At 68.9% G+C, this 17,771-nt stretch carries 15 protein-coding genes; 14 read left to right on the forward strand and 1 reads right to left on the reverse strand.

Annotation, left to right across the window (positions count from 1 at the left end):
• Positions 1 to 244 precede the first annotated feature (244 nt).
• The 13 genes from ACLHG5_RS01220 (at position 245) to mutM (ending at position 12,620) form a co-directional block, all read left to right on the forward strand.
• Entirely contained in the window at positions 245 to 1,093 is an 849-nt protein-coding gene (locus tag ACLHG5_RS01220; RefSeq protein ID WP_411317622.1) for a nitrilase-related carbon-nitrogen hydrolase, read from the forward strand.
• Positions 1,094 to 1,121: 28 nt separating this feature from the next.
• Complete coding sequence (gene hydA / locus ACLHG5_RS01225) at positions 1,122 to 2,555, forward strand: dihydropyrimidinase (RefSeq protein WP_411317623.1); 1,434 nt, start codon at positions 1,122 to 1,124, stop codon at positions 2,553 to 2,555.
• A gap of 91 nt (positions 2,556 to 2,646) precedes the next feature.
• Positions 2,647 to 3,675, forward strand: coding sequence for a TIGR03842 family LLM class F420-dependent oxidoreductase (locus ACLHG5_RS01230; RefSeq protein ID WP_411316019.1), 1,029 nt, complete (start codon positions 2,647 to 2,649; stop codon positions 3,673 to 3,675).
• A complete protein-coding gene (locus ACLHG5_RS01235) occupies positions 3,672 to 4,619 on the forward strand; it encodes an ABC transporter permease (protein WP_411317624.1) in 948 nt (315 codons plus the stop codon). The genes ACLHG5_RS01230 and ACLHG5_RS01235 overlap by 4 nt, the downstream gene beginning before the upstream one ends.
• A complete protein-coding gene (locus ACLHG5_RS01240) occupies positions 4,616 to 5,455 on the forward strand; it encodes an ABC transporter ATP-binding protein (protein WP_411317625.1) in 840 nt (279 codons plus the stop codon). The genes ACLHG5_RS01235 and ACLHG5_RS01240 overlap by 4 nt, the downstream gene beginning before the upstream one ends.
• The gene (locus ACLHG5_RS01245; RefSeq protein WP_411317626.1) at positions 5,452 to 6,282 is read left to right on the forward strand and encodes an ABC transporter permease; all 831 of its coding nucleotides are present in this window, start codon (positions 5,452 to 5,454) and stop codon (positions 6,280 to 6,282) included. The genes ACLHG5_RS01240 and ACLHG5_RS01245 overlap by 4 nt, the downstream gene beginning before the upstream one ends.
• The gene (locus ACLHG5_RS01250) at positions 6,279 to 7,424 is read left to right on the forward strand and encodes an ABC transporter substrate-binding protein (RefSeq protein WP_411316015.1); all 1,146 of its coding nucleotides are present in this window, start codon (positions 6,279 to 6,281) and stop codon (positions 7,422 to 7,424) included. Before ACLHG5_RS01245 ends, ACLHG5_RS01250 begins: the two co-directional genes overlap by 4 nt.
• A gap of 47 nt (positions 7,425 to 7,471) precedes the next feature.
• Complete coding sequence (locus ACLHG5_RS01255; protein ID WP_411317627.1) at positions 7,472 to 8,707, forward strand: FAD-binding domain-containing protein; 1,236 nt, start codon at positions 7,472 to 7,474, stop codon at positions 8,705 to 8,707.
• A 51-nt stretch (positions 8,708 to 8,758) separates the two neighbouring features.
• The gene (locus tag ACLHG5_RS01260; RefSeq protein WP_411317628.1) at positions 8,759 to 10,084 is read left to right on the forward strand and encodes an aspartate aminotransferase family protein; all 1,326 of its coding nucleotides are present in this window, start codon (positions 8,759 to 8,761) and stop codon (positions 10,082 to 10,084) included.
• 79 nt (positions 10,085 to 10,163) lie between these two features.
• Entirely contained in the window at positions 10,164 to 10,745 is a 582-nt protein-coding gene (locus ACLHG5_RS01265; protein WP_411317630.1) for a YceD family protein, read from the forward strand.
• Positions 10,746 to 10,747: 2 nt separating this feature from the next.
• Positions 10,748 to 10,951: a 50S ribosomal protein L32 gene (rpmF, locus tag ACLHG5_RS01270; RefSeq protein ID WP_411316010.1), complete on the forward strand. Its 204-nt coding sequence runs from the start codon at positions 10,748 to 10,750 to the stop codon at positions 10,949 to 10,951.
• 4 nt (positions 10,952 to 10,955) lie between these two features.
• Positions 10,956 to 11,684 (forward strand): ribonuclease III, encoded by a 729-nt coding sequence (gene rnc, locus ACLHG5_RS01275; protein WP_411316009.1) that lies wholly within the window; start codon positions 10,956 to 10,958, stop codon positions 11,682 to 11,684.
• A 15-nt stretch (positions 11,685 to 11,699) separates the two neighbouring features.
• Positions 11,700 to 12,620 carry a bifunctional DNA-formamidopyrimidine glycosylase/DNA-(apurinic or apyrimidinic site) lyase gene (gene mutM / locus ACLHG5_RS01280; protein WP_411317631.1) on the forward strand — a complete coding sequence of 307 codons (921 nt, stop codon included), beginning with the start codon at positions 11,700 to 11,702 and terminating at the stop codon, positions 12,618 to 12,620.
• Between the two features lie 18 nt (positions 12,621 to 12,638).
• Here mutM and ACLHG5_RS01285 read toward each other — a convergent pair whose 3' ends face one another.
• Positions 12,639 to 13,757 carry a GNAT family N-acetyltransferase gene (locus ACLHG5_RS01285; RefSeq protein WP_411317632.1) on the reverse strand — a complete coding sequence of 373 codons (1,119 nt, stop codon included), beginning with the start codon at positions 13,755 to 13,757 and terminating at the stop codon, positions 12,639 to 12,641.
• Positions 13,758 to 13,990: 233 nt separating this feature from the next.
• Between ACLHG5_RS01285 and smc the strand changes: the two genes are divergently transcribed.
• Positions 13,991 to 17,599: a chromosome segregation protein SMC gene (smc, locus tag ACLHG5_RS01290; protein WP_411316006.1), complete on the forward strand. Its 3,609-nt coding sequence runs from the start codon at positions 13,991 to 13,993 to the stop codon at positions 17,597 to 17,599.
• Positions 17,600 to 17,771: the final 172 nt, after the last annotated feature.

Raw genomic sequence — 17,771 nt, forward strand, 5'->3', positions numbered from 1 at the left:
GGATGACGGCGAGAGGGAACGCGATCCGGGCACACGGCGGTGCAGCAGACGCGAGACCTGTCGCCCCAGAACCGGGATCGACTCGCCGCACCAGATCGGGTGCGGGGGCCTCCCCCCAGCGTAGCGACACTATGCACGGCCGCTCGACGGTCGTAGGTTTTACGCCAGCGTCACTGATCGAAACGACCCCGAAACGTGAGCCGCTGACAATGACACCCACGAGGCACCCCCAGGAGGCACACCGATGACCGTCGTTCGCGCAGCAATCACCCAGACCACGTGGACGGGCGACAAAGAGTCGATGCTCGACAAGCACGAGCAGTTCGCCCGCGACGCCGCGGCCGACGGAGCGCAGATCATCTGCTTCCAAGAACTCTTCTACGGGCCCTACTTCGGCATCACCGAAGACAAGAAGTACTACGCGTACGCGGAGCCGTCCGACGGCCCCATCGTTCAGCGGTTCGCGGCCCTCGCGAAAGAGCTCGGCCTCGTCATGGTGCTCCCCATCTACGAGGAGGACATGCCCGGCGTCTACTACAACACCGCCGTCGTCGTTGACTCCGACGGAAGCATCCTCGGGCAGTACCGCAAGCACCACATCCCGCACCTCGACAGGTTCTGGGAGAAGTTCTACTTCCGCCCCGGCAACATGGGGTACCCGGTGTTCCAGACCTCCGTCGGCCCGGTCGGCCTGTACATCTGCTACGACAGGCACTTTCCCGAGGGATGGCGCGAGCTCGGCCTCAACGGCGCACAGATCGTGTTCAACCCCAACGCGACCAAGCCCGGCCTCTCCAATCGCCTGTGGGAGGTCGAGGGCCCCGCGGCGGCCGTCGCGAACGGCTACTTCGTGCTCCAGCCCAACCGGGTCGGGCGCGAAGACAACGAGTACGGCGAGCTCGCCGTCGACTTCTACGGCACGAGCCAGGTGATCGACCCGCGCGGCAACTTCGTCGGAGAACGGGGGTCGGGAACGACCGAAGAGATCCTCATCCGCGACCTCGAGATGGACCTCATCCGCGAGATGCGTGACGACTGGCAGTTCTACCGCGACCGCCGGCCGGAGTCGTACACGTCGATCCCCAAGCCGTGACCGTGAACCCCAGACGAAAGGCAGGTCGATGAAGACCCTCATCAAGAACGGCACCGTCGTCAACTCCACGGGGCGCGCGCCGGCCGACGTGCTCATCGACGGCGAGACGATCGCCGCCGTGCTCGCCCCCGGTTCCTCGCTCCTCGGGTTCGACATCGAGCGCAACGTCGACACCGTCATCGACGCCGCGGGCAAATACGTGATCCCCGGGGGGATCGACGCCCACACCCACATGCAGATGCCGTTCGGCGGCACCGAGGCATCCGACACCTTCGAAACGGGCACGCGGGCCGCCGCCCACGGGGGCACGACGAGCATCGTCGACTTCGTCGTGCAGTACGCGGGCGAGAACGTGCTCGACCAGTACGCCCTGTGGCACGAGAAGGCGGCGGGCCAGTGCGCGATCGACTACGGGTTCCACCAGATCCTCTCCGACGTGCAGGACTCGTCGCTCACGGCGATGGACGAACTCATCGACGAAGGGGTCACGAGCTTCAAGCTCTTCATGGCCTACAAGGGGGTGTTCCTCTCCGACGACGGCCAGATCGTCAAAGCGATGCAGAAAGCCGCGTCGAACGGATCGATGATCATGATGCACGCCGAGAACGGCAGCGTCATCGACCTCCTCGTGCAGCAGGCGATCGCCGCGGGCAACACCTCGCCATACAACCACGGGCTTACGCGCCCGTGGCAGGCGGAAGAGGAGGCCACGCACCGCGCCATCATGCTCGCCGACCTCACCGGCGCCCCGCTCTACGTCGTGCACGTCAGTGCGAAGCAAGCGGTCGAGCAGATCGCCGTCGCGCGCGACCGCGGCCAGAACGTGTTCGGCGAGACGTGCCCGCAGTACCTCTACCTCTCGCTCGAAGACCAGCTCGGCGCCTCGAGCGACGAGTGGGGCGACTTCGAGGGGGCCAAGTGGGTGTGCTCCACCCCGCTGCGCTCGAAGCACGAGGGTCACCAGCACCACATGTGGCAGAGCCTCCGCACGAACGACATCCAGATGGTCTCGACCGACCACTGCCCGTTCTGCATGAAGGGCCAGAAAGACATGGGCCTTGGCGACTTCTCCAAGATCCCCAACGGCATCGGATCAGTCGAACACCGCATGGACCTCCTCTATCAGGGTGTCGTCGACGGCAAACTCTCGCTCGAGAGGTGGGTTGAGGTGACGTCCACGACCCCCGCGCGCATGTTCGGGATGTACGGCACGAAGGGGGTGATCCAGCCGGGAGCCGACGGTGACATCGTCGTCTACGACCCGAGCGGGCACACATCCATCGGGGTCGACCAGACGCACCACATGAACATGGACTACTCGGCGTGGGAGGGCTACGAGATCGACGGGCACGTCGACACCGTGATCAGCCGCGGCAGGGTCGTCGTCGACGGCAACGAGTACCTCGGATCGAAGGGCGACGGGCGCTACATCAAGCGCGGCCTGTCGCAGTACCTCATCTGATGCCGAAGGTACGCAATTTCCGCGAGGGTACGCAGGATCCGGCACAGTCTGGCGGAAACTGCGCACTGTCGGCGGGCGGAAAGAGGATCTGATGGACTTCGGAGCGGTACTGCAGACCAACCCGCCGGCCTCGCGCACGGTGCACCTCGCCAAGCTCGCCGAGCAGCACGGGTTCAGCCACGTGTGGACCTTCGACTCGCACCTGCTGTGGCAGGAGCCGTACGTGATCTACAGCCAGATCCTCGCCGAGACGCGTCGCGTGAAGGTCGGCCCGATGGTCACCAACCCCGCGACGCGCGACTGGACGGTGACGGCGTCGACCTACGCGACGCTCAACGAGATGTACGGCAACCGCACGATCTGCGGCATCGGCCGTGGCGACAGTGCCGTGCGAGTGACGGGAGGGGCGCCCACGACCCTCAAGTCGCTGCGCGAGTCGATCCACGTGATCCGCGAGCTCGCCAACAGCCGGTCGGTCGAATACAACGGGCAGACCCTCCAGTTTCCGTGGAGCCGGGGTTCCGAGCTCGAGATGTGGGTCGCGGCCTACGGCCCGCTCGCCCTCAAGCTCACCGGTGAGGTGGGCGACGGGTTCATCCTGCAGCTCGCCGACCTCGACATCGCCGAGTGGATGATCGCGACCGTGCGCCGCGCCGCCGAGAACGTGGGGCGTGATCCGGACTCCATAAAGTTCTGCGTCGCGGCCCCGATGTACATCGGCGACGACACCGAGGAGTCCCGAGCTCACATGCGCGACCAGTGCCGCTGGTTCGGCGGGATGGTCGGCAACCACGTGGCCGACATCGTGAGCAAGTACGGGGCAGACAGTTCGGTTCCGCCCGCGCTCACCGACTACATCGCCGGCCGGGAGAGCTACGACTACAACGAGCACGGTCGCGCGGGCAACAGCCACACGAGTTTCGTGCCCGACGAGATCGTCGACAGGTTCTGCATCCTCGGCACGGCCGAACAGCACATCGGGAAGCTCGAGAAACTGCGGGCGCTCGGCGTCGACCAGTTCGCCGGCTACCTCCAGCACGACAACAAGGAGGAGACCCTGCGCGTCTACGGGGAGACGGTCATCCCGGCCCTGAGCGACACGATCGTGGCCCGGTCGTGACGGCCGCGGGCACGCCTTCCGCGGTCGACGCGCCTCCCGCGGTGCGTTCCCCGCGGGGGCGGGCCCGCTCGTCTCGCGCGACGGCGTCGCGCCTCGGCCTCGGCGCTCTCGCGATCCTCGCGGTGGCCGCCGTGTGGGAGCTCTACAAGTGGCTCGGTCCCGCCGACGGCCTCGTCATCGGCGGTGCGCGCATCCTGCCGCGCACGAGCGACCTCGCGATGCCTCACATCCCCGACATGGTCGTGCGGTTGTTCGAACCGGTGACGCGCGCGGATGGTTCCCCGCCCCTGTGGCTCGAGGTCGCGGGTGCGGCATCCCTCACGCTCGGTATCGCCGCGGTCGGGTGGCTCCTCGGCCTCGTCGTGGGCTTCGCGCTCTCGCTTCTCATGGTGCGCTCGCGCATCGCCGAGGCGAGCCTCCTGCCGTGGATCGTGCTGAGCCAGACCGTGCCCCTCATCGCCTTCGCGCCCGTCGTGCGCAGCTGGGGGTCGAGGGTCGAGATCGGCGCGTTCGAGTGGCAGGACTGGATGTCGGTTGCTCTCATCGCCTCGTATCTCGCGTTCTTCCCCATCGCGATCGGGGCGCTGCGGGGGCTGACGTCTCCCGCCGCGATGCACACCGACCTCATGACGTCGTACGCCGCCGGATGGTGGGCGACCCTCGTCAAGCTCCGCCTCCCGGCGAGCGTGCCCTACCTGCTGCCCGCGCTCAGGCTCGGGGCGGCCAACGCCGTCGTCGGGGCGATCGTCGCCGAGGTCTCGACGGGGCTGCGGGGTGGGCTCGGTCGCATGATCGTGCAGTTCGCCGGCCAGGCGAGCGGCGACCCTGCCAAGTCGTGGGGTCCCATTTTCGGAGCCATCCTCCTGGGGCTCCTCGCCGCGGGATCCGTCGCCCTCATCGGCGGCGGGTTGCGCAACTATCGCAGAGCTGAGGTGAGCGCATGACGCTCGACGAAACGGTCCCCACGACGGAGGGCGCTCGTGCGCGTGGAGCCGACGCCGTCGTCGCGTCGGGGGTGAGTAAGGTCTTCGAGGCGGCGGGGGTCACGGCGCTCGACGGCGTCGACCTCGTGGTGAGCGCGGGGGAGTTCGTCTCCCTCATCGGCCCGTCCGGGTGCGGAAAGAGCACGCTCTTGAGGCTCATCGCCGACCTCGACACCCCCTCGAGCGGGTCCCTCGAGATCTTCGGCAAGTCGGCGAAGCAGGCGCGTGTCGACCAGGACTACGGCATCGCGTTCCAGCAAGCCGGACTCCTGCCGTGGCGCACGGTCGCGGCGAACATCGAGCTCCCCCTCGAACTCCACGGGTTCTCGAAGGCGCAGCGCGCCGCCCGGTCGCGCGAGCTGCTCGATCTCGTCGGCCTCTCCGATTTCGGTGAGCGCTATCCCGACGAACTCTCGGGCGGGATGCAGCAGCGCATCGCGATCGCGCGCGCTCTCGCCGAGAAGCCCAACCTCCTCCTCATGGATGAACCGTTCGGCGCGCTCGACGAGATGACGCGCGAGCGCATGCAGACGGAGCTCACGCGCATCTGCGCCGAGACCGGGGCAGCGGTCGTCTTCGTGACCCACTCGATCCCCGAGGCGGTGTTCCTCTCCGATCGCGTCGTCGTCATGTCGCCTCGTCCCGGCCGGATCGAGACGGTCGTGCCCATGGCCCTCGGGCCCGCCTCTGAGCGCGGCGACGGCATCCGCGAAGACCCCGCGTTCTTCGAGATGGTCACGGCCGTGCGCGAGGCCCTCCATCGCGGCGCCCCCGCGAGGGGTACGGACAACCGATGACGGCGCCGTCGCGAGACTCGATCGTGAGGATCGGTGCGCCCGTCGCGCTCGGGGTCGTCGTGCTCGTCGCGTGGCAACTCGTCGTCACCGTGGGCGAGATCGACGACTACCTGCTGCCGAGCCCGCTGAGCATCGTCGAGCAGATCGTCGAGTTCTGGCCCGCACTCGTCGCGGCGGTCGGGAGCACGGGGCTCAACGCCCTCATCGGTCTCGTCGTCGGCTCGGTCGTCGGCATCCTCGTGGCGCTCCTCGCTTCACTCAACCGCGTCGTCGATCACCTCTCGGCCCCTCTCGTCGCGGGCCTCGCGGTGGTTCCGATCGTCGCCCTCGCCCCCGTGCTCAACACGATGTTCGGTGCCGACTCCGAGACGGGGAGGCGCACGATCGCGGGCCTCGCGGTGTTCGTGCCCGTCTTCATCAACACGCTCCGAGGGCTCCGGCAGACCGACCCCGTGCACCGCGACCTCATGAGGTCGTATGCCGCGGGGCCCGGTCAGGTCGTGCGCGTGCTCACGATTCCGGCGGCGCGTCCGTACATCGTCACGGGCATCAGGGTCGCGTCGTCGCTCGCGGTGATCTCGGCCCTCGTCGCGGAGTATTTCGGCGGCCCGCGCGGCGGGCTCGGCTCGCTCATCTCGTCGTCGGCGGCGACGAGCGCCTACGCCCGGGCGTGGGCATACGTCGTCGGCGGCATCGTGCTCGGTCTGCTCTTCTTCGTCGCGACCGCCGCCCTCGAGAGAGCCGCGACACCCCGCAGGCTCACCGTCGCCTCGACACTCACCCCCACGAAAACACCTCTCACCGCACCACGAAAGGAACTGACATGACACACAGCAGGCGTCGTGCCGTCGCTCTCGGAGCAGGTCTCCTGAGCTCGGCCCTCCTCCTCTCGGCTTGCTCGTCATCGGGAGACTCCGGCGGCTCCGGTGGCTCCGGCGATCTCACTCCCGTGAGTCTCCAGTTGCAGTGGCTGCCCCAGGGCCAGTTCGCGGGCTACTACGCAGCCCTCGACCAGGGGTTCTTCGAGGAGGAGGGGCTCGACGTCGAGATCATCCCGAGCGGCGGAGACATCGTTCCGCAAGACGCTCTCGTCGCGGGAGACGTCGACTACGCGATCGCGTGGGTGCCCAAGGCCCTCGGGTCGATCGAGGCCGGCGCGAACATCACCGACATCGCCCAGATCTTCCAGCGCTCCGGCACCCTGCAGGTCGCGTGGGCCGACAGCGGCATCGAGTCGGTCGCCGACTTCGAGGGCAAGCGCATCGGCAGCTGGGGTTTCGGCAACGAGTGGGAGATCTTCGCGGCGATGGCCGCCGAGGGACTCGACGCGACGTCGGTCGAGATCATCACGCAGGACTTCAACATGAACGCCTTCCTCGAGGGCGACATCGACGCGGCCCAGGCGATGACCTACAACGAGTACGCGCAACTGCTCGAGAGCACCGATCCCGACACGGGCGAGCTCTATCAGCCCGAAGACTTCTCGGTCATCGACTACAACGAGGCGGGCGGCGCGATGCTGCAAGACGCCATCTGGGCCGACACCGAGAGGCTCGAGAGCGACGAGGAGTACCAGGAGACCACCGTCGCGTTCCTCAAGGCCGTGATCAAGGGCTGGGCGTACGCCGCGAACGAGCCCGAGGCGGCGGCCGACATCACGATCAACGAGGGGTCGGGCTGGGGTCTCACGCACGAGCTGTGGATGGTCAACGAGACCAACAAGCTCATCTGGCCGTCGGAGAACGGCATCGGAATCATCGACGAGGATGCCTGGAACGACACCGTCGAGGGCGCGCTCTCGGCGACCAACGAGACCGGTGCCTCGCTCATCACCGAGGAGCCGCCGAGCTCCGCGTGGACGAACGAGTGGATCCAGATGGCCCTCGACGAACTCGAGGGGGAGGACATCGACCTCACGGGCGCCGACTTCGAGCCCATCGAGGTCGAGGTCACCGAGGGCGGTCAGTAGCGGCGGGCTCACGCCGTTCTGTCTGGGGCGGTCGGTATGGTGCGACCATGTCGACCGCCCCTCGCACGTCTTCCGACGCTCCCGTGTTCGCACCCACTCGCGCGGCGGGGCTCGAACTCCTCGCCGACTTCGTGCCGCGGGCGGGCCGCGACTACGCCGTCGGGCGCAACACCGACCCCGGCCCCGGCCGCGACACCGCCGTCTCGATGCTCTCGCGGTATGTGAGCCACCGGCTCGTGACCGAGCGCGAGATCATCGAGGGCGTGCTCGAGAAGCATTCCCCCGCCGCGGCGCAGAAGTTCGTGCAGGAGGTCTTCTGGCGCACCTACTGGAAGGGCTGGCTCGAGCTGCGACCGAGCGTGTGGGCGGGCTACCGCGCAGACGTCGAGCGGTTGACCGCGGCATCCGACGACGCCGACTTCTCGGTCGGCCTCGCCGCGGCTCTCGAGGCCCGCACCGGAATCGAGTGTTTCGACGCGTGGGTCTCCGAGCTCGTCGAGAACGGCTACCTCCACAACCACACGCGGATGTGGTTCGCGAGCATCTGGATCTTCACCCTCCGGTTGCCGTGGCAGCTCGGAGCCGACTTCTTCTACCGACACCTGCTCGACGGAGACCCCGCGTCGAACACCCTCTCGTGGCGCTGGGTCGCCGGTCTCCAGACGACGGGCAAGACCTACCTCGCGACGGCAGACAACATCGAGAAGTTCACGGAGGGGCGGTTCCGCCCCGCCGGGCTCGCGCCCACAGCTCCCGCGATCGACGACGACCCCGCACCGGATGCACGCGAACTCCCCGCCGCCGAGCCTGCGCCCGCGGGGCGTGCCGTGCTCCTTCTGCACGACGACGATCTGCACGTCGAGAGTCTCGACCTCGGGCCCGCCGACATCGTGGGGGTCACGGCGTTCTCGTCGGTCGGGTCGCGCTCGCCGCTCCGTGTCGCAGGCGATGTCGCGCGGTTCTCGATCGCGGCCGTCGACGACGGCGTCTCCCGGGCGCGTGCCCACGTCGCCGAGAGGGGAAGCGAGCCCGAGCACGTCGGCCTCGACGACCTCGACGAGTGGATGCGGCGAGCCGACGTCTCGACCATCGTGACTCCCGTCGCGCCCGTCGGTCCCGCCTCCGAGATGCTCGACGCCATCGAGCGCGAGCTGCCCGAGGGCGTGCGGCTCGTGCGCGTGCGTCGCGAGTGGGACACCCTCGCGTGGCCGCACGCGCGTCGGGGCTTCTTCCCCTTCCGTGAGCGCATCCCCGAGTTGCTTCGCGCGCAGCACCTCACCTAGAGCGGGCCTCGTAATAGTGTGAGAATCCGACCGCGACCCGCAGGAGACCCCATGACCGGCATCGATGCAGTGGAGGGTCGTCGCGCGCACGACCTCGACCGCGCTCACGTCTTCCACTCCTGGTCTGCTCAGGGTGCCCTCGACCCGTTCGTCATCGCCGGGGGGCTCGCGTCGACGATCTGGGATTTCGACGGCCGCGAGTACCTCGACTTCTCGAGCCAGCTCGTGAACATGAACATCGGCCACCAGCATCCGAAGGTCGTCGCGGCCATTCAGAAGCAAGCCGAGCTGCTCACGATGGTCGCCCCACCCCACGCCGACATCGCGCGCGGCGAGGCGGCCCAGCGCATCGTCGAGAAGGCGGGCCCCCCGTTCTCGAAGGTCTTCTTCACCAACGGGGGCGCCGATGCCAACGAGAACGCCATCCGCATGGCGCGCCTCGTGACGGGCCGCGACAAGGTGCTGTCGACCTACCGCTCGTACCACGGCAACACGGGAGCCGCGATCGTGGCGACGGGCGACTGGCGCCGCGTTCCCAACGAGTTCGCGCGCGGTCACGTGCACTTCTTCGGACCCTTCCTCTACCGCTCCGAGTTCTGGGCGTCGAGCGAGGCCGAAGAGAGCGAGCGGGCACTCCACCACCTCGAGCGGGTCGTGCAGGCCGAGGGCCCCGAATCGATCGCCGCGATCATCCTCGAGGGCATCCCGGGAACCGCGGGAGTGCTCGTGCCCCCGCCCGGCTATCTGCAGGGCGTGCGCGAGATCTGCGACCGCTACGGCATCAAGCTCATCGTCGACGAGGTCATGAGCGGCTTCGGCCGCGCGGGCGAGTGGTTCGCCTTCCAGCTCGCGGGAATCACCCCCGACCTCGTGACTTTCGCGAAGGGCGTCAACTCCGGCTACGTGCCCGTCGGCGGCGTGATCATCTCCGACGAGATCGCGCGGCACTTCGACGAGCGCGTCTTCCCCGGGGGGCTCACCTACTCCGGTCACGCCCTCGCCGCGGCATCCATCGTCGCGTCGATCGACGCCATGGTCGACGAGGGCGTCATCGAGAACGCGCGGATGATCGGCACCGACCACCTGGGGCCGGCGCTCGCGGCGCTCGCGGCCAGACATCCGATGATCGGGGAGGTTCGGGGGATCGGCGTGTTCTGGGCGCTCGATCTCGTGAGCGACCCCGAGACCCGCGCTCCCGTCGACGCCGCGACGATCGCGGCGCTCAAGCGCGAGCTCCTGGCGCGAGGGGTGCTGCCGTTCGCGGCCGACAACCGCATCCACGTCGTGCCACCGTGCGTCGTCACCCCCGCCGAGGTCGAGAGGGCCATGGTCGCCTACGACGAGGCGTTCACGGCAGTGGCGGCCGCCTCGAGCTGAGAGCGCCGGCCTCCGCGCGGAGTGCGCTGACCGAGAACGTCGGGGAGGCGCACACGGGCACGCGAGTACAATTCCGCGAGTGCCGCACATCTCGAAATCCCCATTCGTCGTCCCCGTCTTCGATCTCATGCACCGTCCGGGTGAGATGCGGGAGAAGCTCGTCGACGCCGTCGTGCCCGAGGGGTTCGGCAACGCGGTCATCGGGGTTCCGACCGGCGGCGAGGTGCACATCGACGTGCGTCTCGAGTCGCTGCACGACGGAATCCTCGTGAGCGCGGATGTCACGGCGACCGCCGTGGGGGAGTGCGTGCGGTGCCTCACCGACGTCGAGCTCCCCATCGAGGTCGATATACAGGAGCTTTTCGCGTATTCTCATGACGAAGCTTTCGACTACGAGGTTCAAGACGACTCCATCGATCTCGAACCGCTGGTCAGAGACGCGGTAGTATTGTCACTTCCGTTTCAACCGGTCTGTCAAGAGAACTGCCCCGGGCTGTGCCCGACTTGTGGGGCGAGGCTCCTCGACGATCCGGGTCACGAGCACGAAGCACCCATCGATCCTCGATGGGCCGCTCTGTCAGGACTCCAGGGTGTGACCGGCACCCCAACCGATGATGTTGCTGGCGCAGAGAACGATGGCGCCACCGAGGAAAAGAGATAGTCATGGCCGTACCGAAGCGCAAAATGTCCCGCGCGAGCACCCGCGCGCGCCGCGCCCAGTGGAAGGCCACGCCTCCCACCCTCGTGAAGACCATCGAGGGCGGAAAGGTCACCTACAGCCTCCCGCACCGCGCGAAGGTCGTCGAAGACTCCACCGGCACCCCTCTGTACATGGAGTACAAGGGCCGCAAGGTCGCCGACGTCTGAGCCGATGACTCGTCCTGCGGACGGTCACGCTCGTGCGCCTCGCGAAGGCGCGCCCCTCGTGCGATCGATCCTCGCGCGTGAACTCGCGGTGGACGTCAGTGAAGAGCTCCTCGAGCTCGCACTGACCCACCGCTCTTTCGCGTACGAAAACGGCGGAATCCCACACAACGAGCGCCTCGAGTTCCTCGGCGACTCGATCCTCGGGCAAGCCGTGACCGTGATGCTCTACACCGAGAACCCCGATCTCGACGAGGGCGAACTGGCGAAGCGCCGCGCGAGCCTCGTGAGCAGTGTCGCTCTCGCCGAGGTCGCGAGGTCCATCGACCTCGGTCGACACATCCGGCTCGGTCGCGGTGAAGAATTGACCGGCGGGCGGGACAAGTCCTCGATCCTCGCCGACACCGTCGAAGCCGTGATCGGTGCGACCTACCTCTCGGCGGGCCCCGAGGCGGCGACCGGACTCGTCATGCGGCTCATCGCCCCGCTCCTCATCGACCCGGCCCGTTTCGGAGCCGCCATGGACCCGAAGACCGCCCTGCAGGAGCTCTCGGCGCAGCTGGGCCGCGGAGTGCCGCGATACGCGGTGAGCGACAGCGGCCCCGACCATTCGAAGCGCTTCCACGCGGCCGTGAGCCTCGGAACCGAGGGCCCGATCGCCGAGGGCGACGGGTCGAGCAAGAAGCACGCCGAGATGGCGGCGGCCCTCCTCGCGTGGACCTCGCTCACGTCGTGATCGCGGGATCCCCGCGTGCCTGAGCTCCCCGAAGTCGAGGTCGTGCGTGCCGGTCTCGCGCCCGCCGTCTCCGGTGCGACCATCACGGCCGTCACGATCTTCGACGAGCGCTCGCTCCGGCGCCACGATGGGCCCGCCGAGGACTTCGTCGAGCGGCTCGTGGGCTCGACGATCTCGGTCGCCGCGCGACGCGGCAAGTTCCTGTGGTTCCCCCTCCTCGAGCGCGACGCGGTCGGTAGCGCCACCGCTCTCGTCGCCCACCTCGGCATGTCGGGCCAGATGCTCTTGCGTGATCGGCAGACCGATGACAGGCTCACGCGCATCCGGTTCGATTTCGCGCATCCCGAGCACGGCGCACTCCGACTCAATTTCGTCGACCAGCGCATCTTCGGGTCGATGGCCATCGACAGCCTCGTTGCGACGAGGGATGGCGGCCCCGGCGGGTTCACGGGAGACGCGAGTCTCGACGCTCCGCTCGTGCCGTCGCACGTCGCGCACATCGCGAGGGACCCCCTCGACCCGGCATTCGACGACGACCGCTTTCTCGATGCGCTCGCGTCGAAGTCGTCAGGCATCAAGCGCGTGCTGCTCGACCAGCGGGTCGTGAGCGGGATCGGCAACATCTACGCCGACGAGTCTCTGTGGGCGGCGAAGGTGCACTTCGACCAGCCCGCGAGTCGACTGTCGCGGCGTCGCGCCCGCACGCTCCTCGGCGAGGTCCGCGAGGTGCTCGCGAAAGCGCTCCTCGAGGGCGGCACGAGTTTCGACAGCCAGTACGTCAACGTCAACGGGGCCTCGGGGTACTTCTCCCACTCGCTCAACGCCTACGGGCAGCAGGGAAAGCCGTGCCCGCGGTGCGGTCGGCCGATCCGCCGCATCCAGTTCATGAACCGCGGGTCGCACCTGTGCACGTGGTGTCAGCGCCTCACGCGCTGACCGACACGGCGCTGACCCCTAGAGCTCCCGGCGCCACGCCCCCTCGGCGCCGACGGCGACGAACCCGATCGCCTCGTTGACCGAGAGCATGTGCCGGTTCTCTTCGGCGTTGAACGTCGTGATGCTCGGGTGGCCGGGGCGCTGCGACCGCAGGGCGTCGATGCCGGCGAGTTTGAGGAGCATCCCGAGCCGGTGACCGCGGTGCTCTCGCAGCACGAGGGTGTCCATCTGGGCGACGGGGAGGTGCCCCTCCGCGGGAATGGAGAGTTCGGTGAACCCCGCGAGAGTGCCGCTCGGCACGTGCTCAACCGCCGTGACGAGGGATGTGCGCGGACTCGCGTCGTTGCGCGCATCCATCGCGATGACGCGAGCGTCGTCCCACGGGTCTTCTGCGATGTCGAGCCCCGCCGAGGGGGCATCGGTGCTCATCCGCTGGTGCAGCATCGCGACATCACCGCGCCAGCGCTCCGGTGTCGCGCCGAGCCAGTGCACGATGCGATAGTCGCCGCCCGCCGAGGCGCGCGCCGACGCCCGCAGCGCATCGAGCGTCGCGTCGTCGACCGGGAGGCGGAGCCTGCTATATCTCTCGACCTGTTCGAGCCGGAATCCCCGAGCCAGGAGGAACGACGTGCCCGGGCTGCTGCGGAGAACGGCGCCGAACCCCGTCGGGGAGTCGAGCCGCTCTGGCTCCGGCGCGTTCTCGACCGGGTAGGGCCCGAGCGCGTAGCTCTGCAGAACCGTGCGACCGTCGATGCGCGCGTGGTCGACGAGCACGTCGAAGAGCGCGGAGCCGATGCCGCGCCCGCGGAACTCGGGTAGAACCTCGACCTTGATCCACGCGGCGACCGCTTCCTCGGCGACCTCGACCTCGTAGAGGCCGCGCCCGACGATGCGGCCCGTGCCGCGCGACGACCCGGCTGACGGCACCCGGGCGAGCCAGGCCCGCTTCGGCTCGTAGGGGTCGTTCCACTCGGGCAGCAGGTCGTCGGCGGAGTAGGCGAGGTCGTCGTCTCCGACGGCGTCGGCCTCGACGAGGTTGGTGAGCGCGGCCATCTCGCGGAAGTCGTCGGCGGCACCGCGCGTCGCCGGGTCGTCGAGGCGGGAGGGGATGACGAGCTCGTCGATCGTGACGTTCATGGTGGCGTCGTCTCCTCGTGTCTGTCGTGTGCCTCTGTCGTGTGCTGCGGATGCTGCGCCGCGGGTCGTGCTGCGCGTGCCACTGCCGCCCGTACCGCCCGCTCCGACAGCCCATCAGGATATCGCGGCGGGTCGCCGCGACGCTAGCGGAGGTCGATCCGGCGCTCCGGTACCGTAGATCCGACCATCGGGCCGTCGACGCCGCCCGAGCCGAGGCGAGTCGAGAGGCATCCGTGTACCTGAAGAGCTTGACCCTCAAGGGGTTCAAGTCGTTCGCCCAACCGACGACGTTCGCGTTCGAGACGGGTGTCACGTGTGTCGTCGGGCCGAACGGTTCGGGCAAGTCGAACGTCGTCGACGCGCTCGCGTGGGTCATGGGCGAGCAGGGCGCCAAGACCCTGCGCGGCGGCAAGATGGAGGACGTCATCTTCGCGGGCACGGCGACGAAGGGCCCGCTCGGCCGCGCCGAGGTCATCCTCACGATCGACAACACCGACGGCGCGCTGCCGATCGAGTTCACCGAGGTCACCATCAGTCGCACACTCTTCCGCAACGGCGGAAGCGAATACGCGATAAACGGGCAGGGCTGCCGGTTGCTCGACGTGCAAGAGCTCTTGAGCGACTCGGGGCTCGGCCGCGAGATGCACGTCATCGTCGGCCAGGGGCAGCTCGACGCGGTGTTGCGTGCGACGCCCGAAGAGCGCCGGGGGTTCATCGAGGAGGCCGCGGGCATCCTCAAGCACCGTCGCCGCAAAGAGAAGACCATCCGCAAGCTCGACGCGATGCAGGTCAACCTCACGAGGCTCAGCGACCTCGCGGGCGAGATCCGTCGACAGCTCAAGCCTCTCGGCAAGCAAGCCGAGATCGCGCGCGAGGCGCAATCGATCGCGAGCGTCGTGCGCGACGCCCGCGCCCGCATCCTCGCCGACGACGTCGTCACGGTGCGCGCGGCGATCACGGCGCAGAGCCGAGGCGAGAGCGAGCGCAAGACCGAGCGCATCGTCGTGCAAGAGCAGCTCGATCAGGCGAGACTGCGCCAGCAGCGCATCGAGGAACGCCAGGTGGGCGACGCCGTCGACCTCGCGAGACGCACCGCGTTCGGCCTCGAGACCGAGCAGGCGCGGTTGCGCAGTCTCTACACTCTCGCCAACCAGAAGCTCGCGCTCCTGTCGCAGCAGGCCGAGCTCGTCGACCCCGATGTCGGGGTGTCGGGGGCGGCCGTCGCCGACGCGCGCGACGAGGCCGCGAGGCTCGCCGAGCTCATCGGCGACGCGGATGCCGCGTGGCAGGAGGCTCGCGCTGTCACGGCCCTCGCGCGCGAATCTCTCGACGGCCTCGACGAGCACATCGCCGCGCAGAGCGACCTCGTGTCGAAGCACGATCTCGAGGTCTCGAAATTGACGGGGCACGTGGAGACCGCGGCGTCCCGTCTCGCGGCGGTGCGGGGCGAGGTGTTGCGGCAGCAGAACGCCCTCGACGCTGCTGCCGTCCGCAGAGACGCCGCGATCGCCGCTTTCACCCAGCTCGAAGCGGATGCCGCGCTCATCGACGTCGGCGAGACCGACCTCGATTCGGCCTACGAGAGCGCGCAGTCCGCCGTCACCGCGGCGGAGGCGGAGATCGACAGGCTGCGCGACGCGCTCCACGGTCACGAGCGCGAGCGCGACGCCCTGTCGGCGCGCGTCGCGGCCCTCTCGAGTGCCCTCGACCAGAAAGACGGCTCGAGCGCCCTCGTCGCGAGCGCGCGGCCCGGTGTCACGGGCCTCCTCGCCGAACACGTGACCGTCGAGCCCGGTTTCGAGGCGGCGATCGCCGCGGCGCTCGGCACTCTCGCCGACGCGGTGCTCGCCGACGATCGCGATTCGGCGCTCGACGCTCTCGCCTTCGCGAGCGACGGCGATCTCGGCCGGGTCGAGCTCGTGCTCGCCGACCCCGGCACCGATCACGAGCGCTCGATCGACGTCGCGCTGCCCGACGGCGCGGTGTGGGCGTCGGATGTCGCGACCGCACCCGTGGGAGTCCTCGGCCTGCTCGCCCACACGCTCATCGCCGCCGATCTCGCCGTGGCGAGGGCCGCGTGGGACTCGATCGAGCGGACGGCGCCCGACGTCGCATCGAGCACGACGGTCATCACCCGGGCGGGCGACGTGCTGAGCCGGTTCGTCGTTCGTGGGGGCTCGGGCGCGACGCGCTCGAAACTCGAACTCGTGGCCGATCGCGACGCCGCGACCGCCCGTCTCACCGAGGTCACCGCCCACATCGAGCGGGCCCGATTCGCGCTCGCCGAGCAGCGCGCCCTCGCGCAGACGGCGAAGACCGCGAGCGCGGCGGCCCTCGCCGAACTGCGTGACTTCGACGCCAGGCTCGCGGCGCAGACCGAGAAACTCAACAGGACGCGCGTGCAGGTCGAGGCCACGACGGGGGAGGCGGAGCGTCTCGAGCGTGCCCTCGCCCTCGCGACCGCCTCGGTCGGTGATGCCGAGGAGGCCGTCACTCGCGCGAAGCACTCCCTCGACGAGGTGACATCCCGCGCGCGCCCGATCCTCGACGTCGCCGCGCGGGACGCCCTGCTCGACGAACTCGAGTCGGCGCGCGAGCGCGAGGTCGAAGCGCGACTGCAGTTCGAGACTGCGAGGGAGCGCGCGCGCGTCGAAGCCGAGAGGGCGGCCGCGCTCGAGAAGCGTCGCCGAGCCGAGCAGGCTCAAGCGGAGGAGGCGGCGCGGCGGGCGGTCATCCGTCGTCGGCGCGTGGACTCCGCTCAGCGCGTGCTCGACGCGCTCCCGACCGTGCTCGACGCCATCGACCGCTCGGTGTCGATGGCGCGCGTGGAACTCGCGGCGCGGGAAGCCGAGCGAGCGGAGCAGAACACCGAGCTCGCGGCGCTGCGTGTCGAAGAGGCGTCGTTGCGTGAACGACTGCACGGCATCAGTGAAAACGTGCACGGGCTCGAGATGCAGCTCTACGAGAGCAAACTGCACCTCTCGGCACTGCTCGAACGCGCGGGCAACGAGCTCGGGCTCGTCGAAGACGTGCTCGTCGCCGAGTACGGCCCCGAGACGCTCGTGCCCGACGACTCGGCGACCGAGAGTGCTGAGACCGCTGAGGGCGCCGAGACCGCTGAGGGCGCCGAGGCCGCCGAGGGTCGCGTCGACGGCGTGCCCTACGTGCGCGCCGACCAGGAGAAACGCCTCGCGCGGGCGGAGCGCACCCTCGCACAGCTGGGCCGTGTGAACCCTCTCGCCCTCGAGGAGTTCGAGGCCCTCGAGCAGCGGCACAAGTTCCTCACCGAGCAGCTCACCGACCTCACGAAGACGCGCGCCGACCTCCTCACGATCATCGAGGAGATCGACGACAAGATGCAGAACATCTTCCGTGCCGCCTTCGACGACACGAGGGAGGCGTTCGATCGCGTCTTCCCGATCCTGTTCCCCGGGGGCACGGGCAGCATCCACCTCACCGACCCCGACGACCTGCTCGCCACGGGAATCGAGGTGTCGGTGAAACCCGCGGGCAAGAAGATCGAGCGGCTCTCGCTCTTGAGCGGTGGTGAGCGATCGCTCGCGGCCGTCGCCCTCCTCATCGCGATCTTCAAGGCGAGGCCGAGCCCGTTCTACATCATGGACGAGGTGGAGGCGGCGCTCGACGACGCCAACCTCGGCAGGCTCCTCACGATCTTCGAAGACCTGCGCGAGACCTCCCAGCTCATCGTCATCACGCACCAGAAGCGCACGATGGAGATCGCCGACGCGCTCTACGGCGTCTCGATGCGCGCCGACGGCATCAGCGCCGTCGTCGGTCAGCGCGTCGCGCGGGACCGCGCCGACGACCGCGAGGCGAGCTGAGCGGAGGCTGCGGGGTCAGCGGTCAGCGGTCAGCTGCGCGTTCGCGGTGCTGCAGGAGTTTCGGGTGCCACGAGCCCCGAAACTCCTGCGGGCGCTGCGGGTTCAGCAGAGACTCCCGCGATTCCGCGCGGCGTGAGCTGGGTGTCGCGGGCCGCGCGGCGGGCGACACAGC

It is taken from the genome of Marisediminicola sp. LYQ85, from assembly GCF_046600695.1.
GTDB lineage: Bacteria > Actinomycetota > Actinomycetes > Actinomycetales > Microbacteriaceae > Marisediminicola.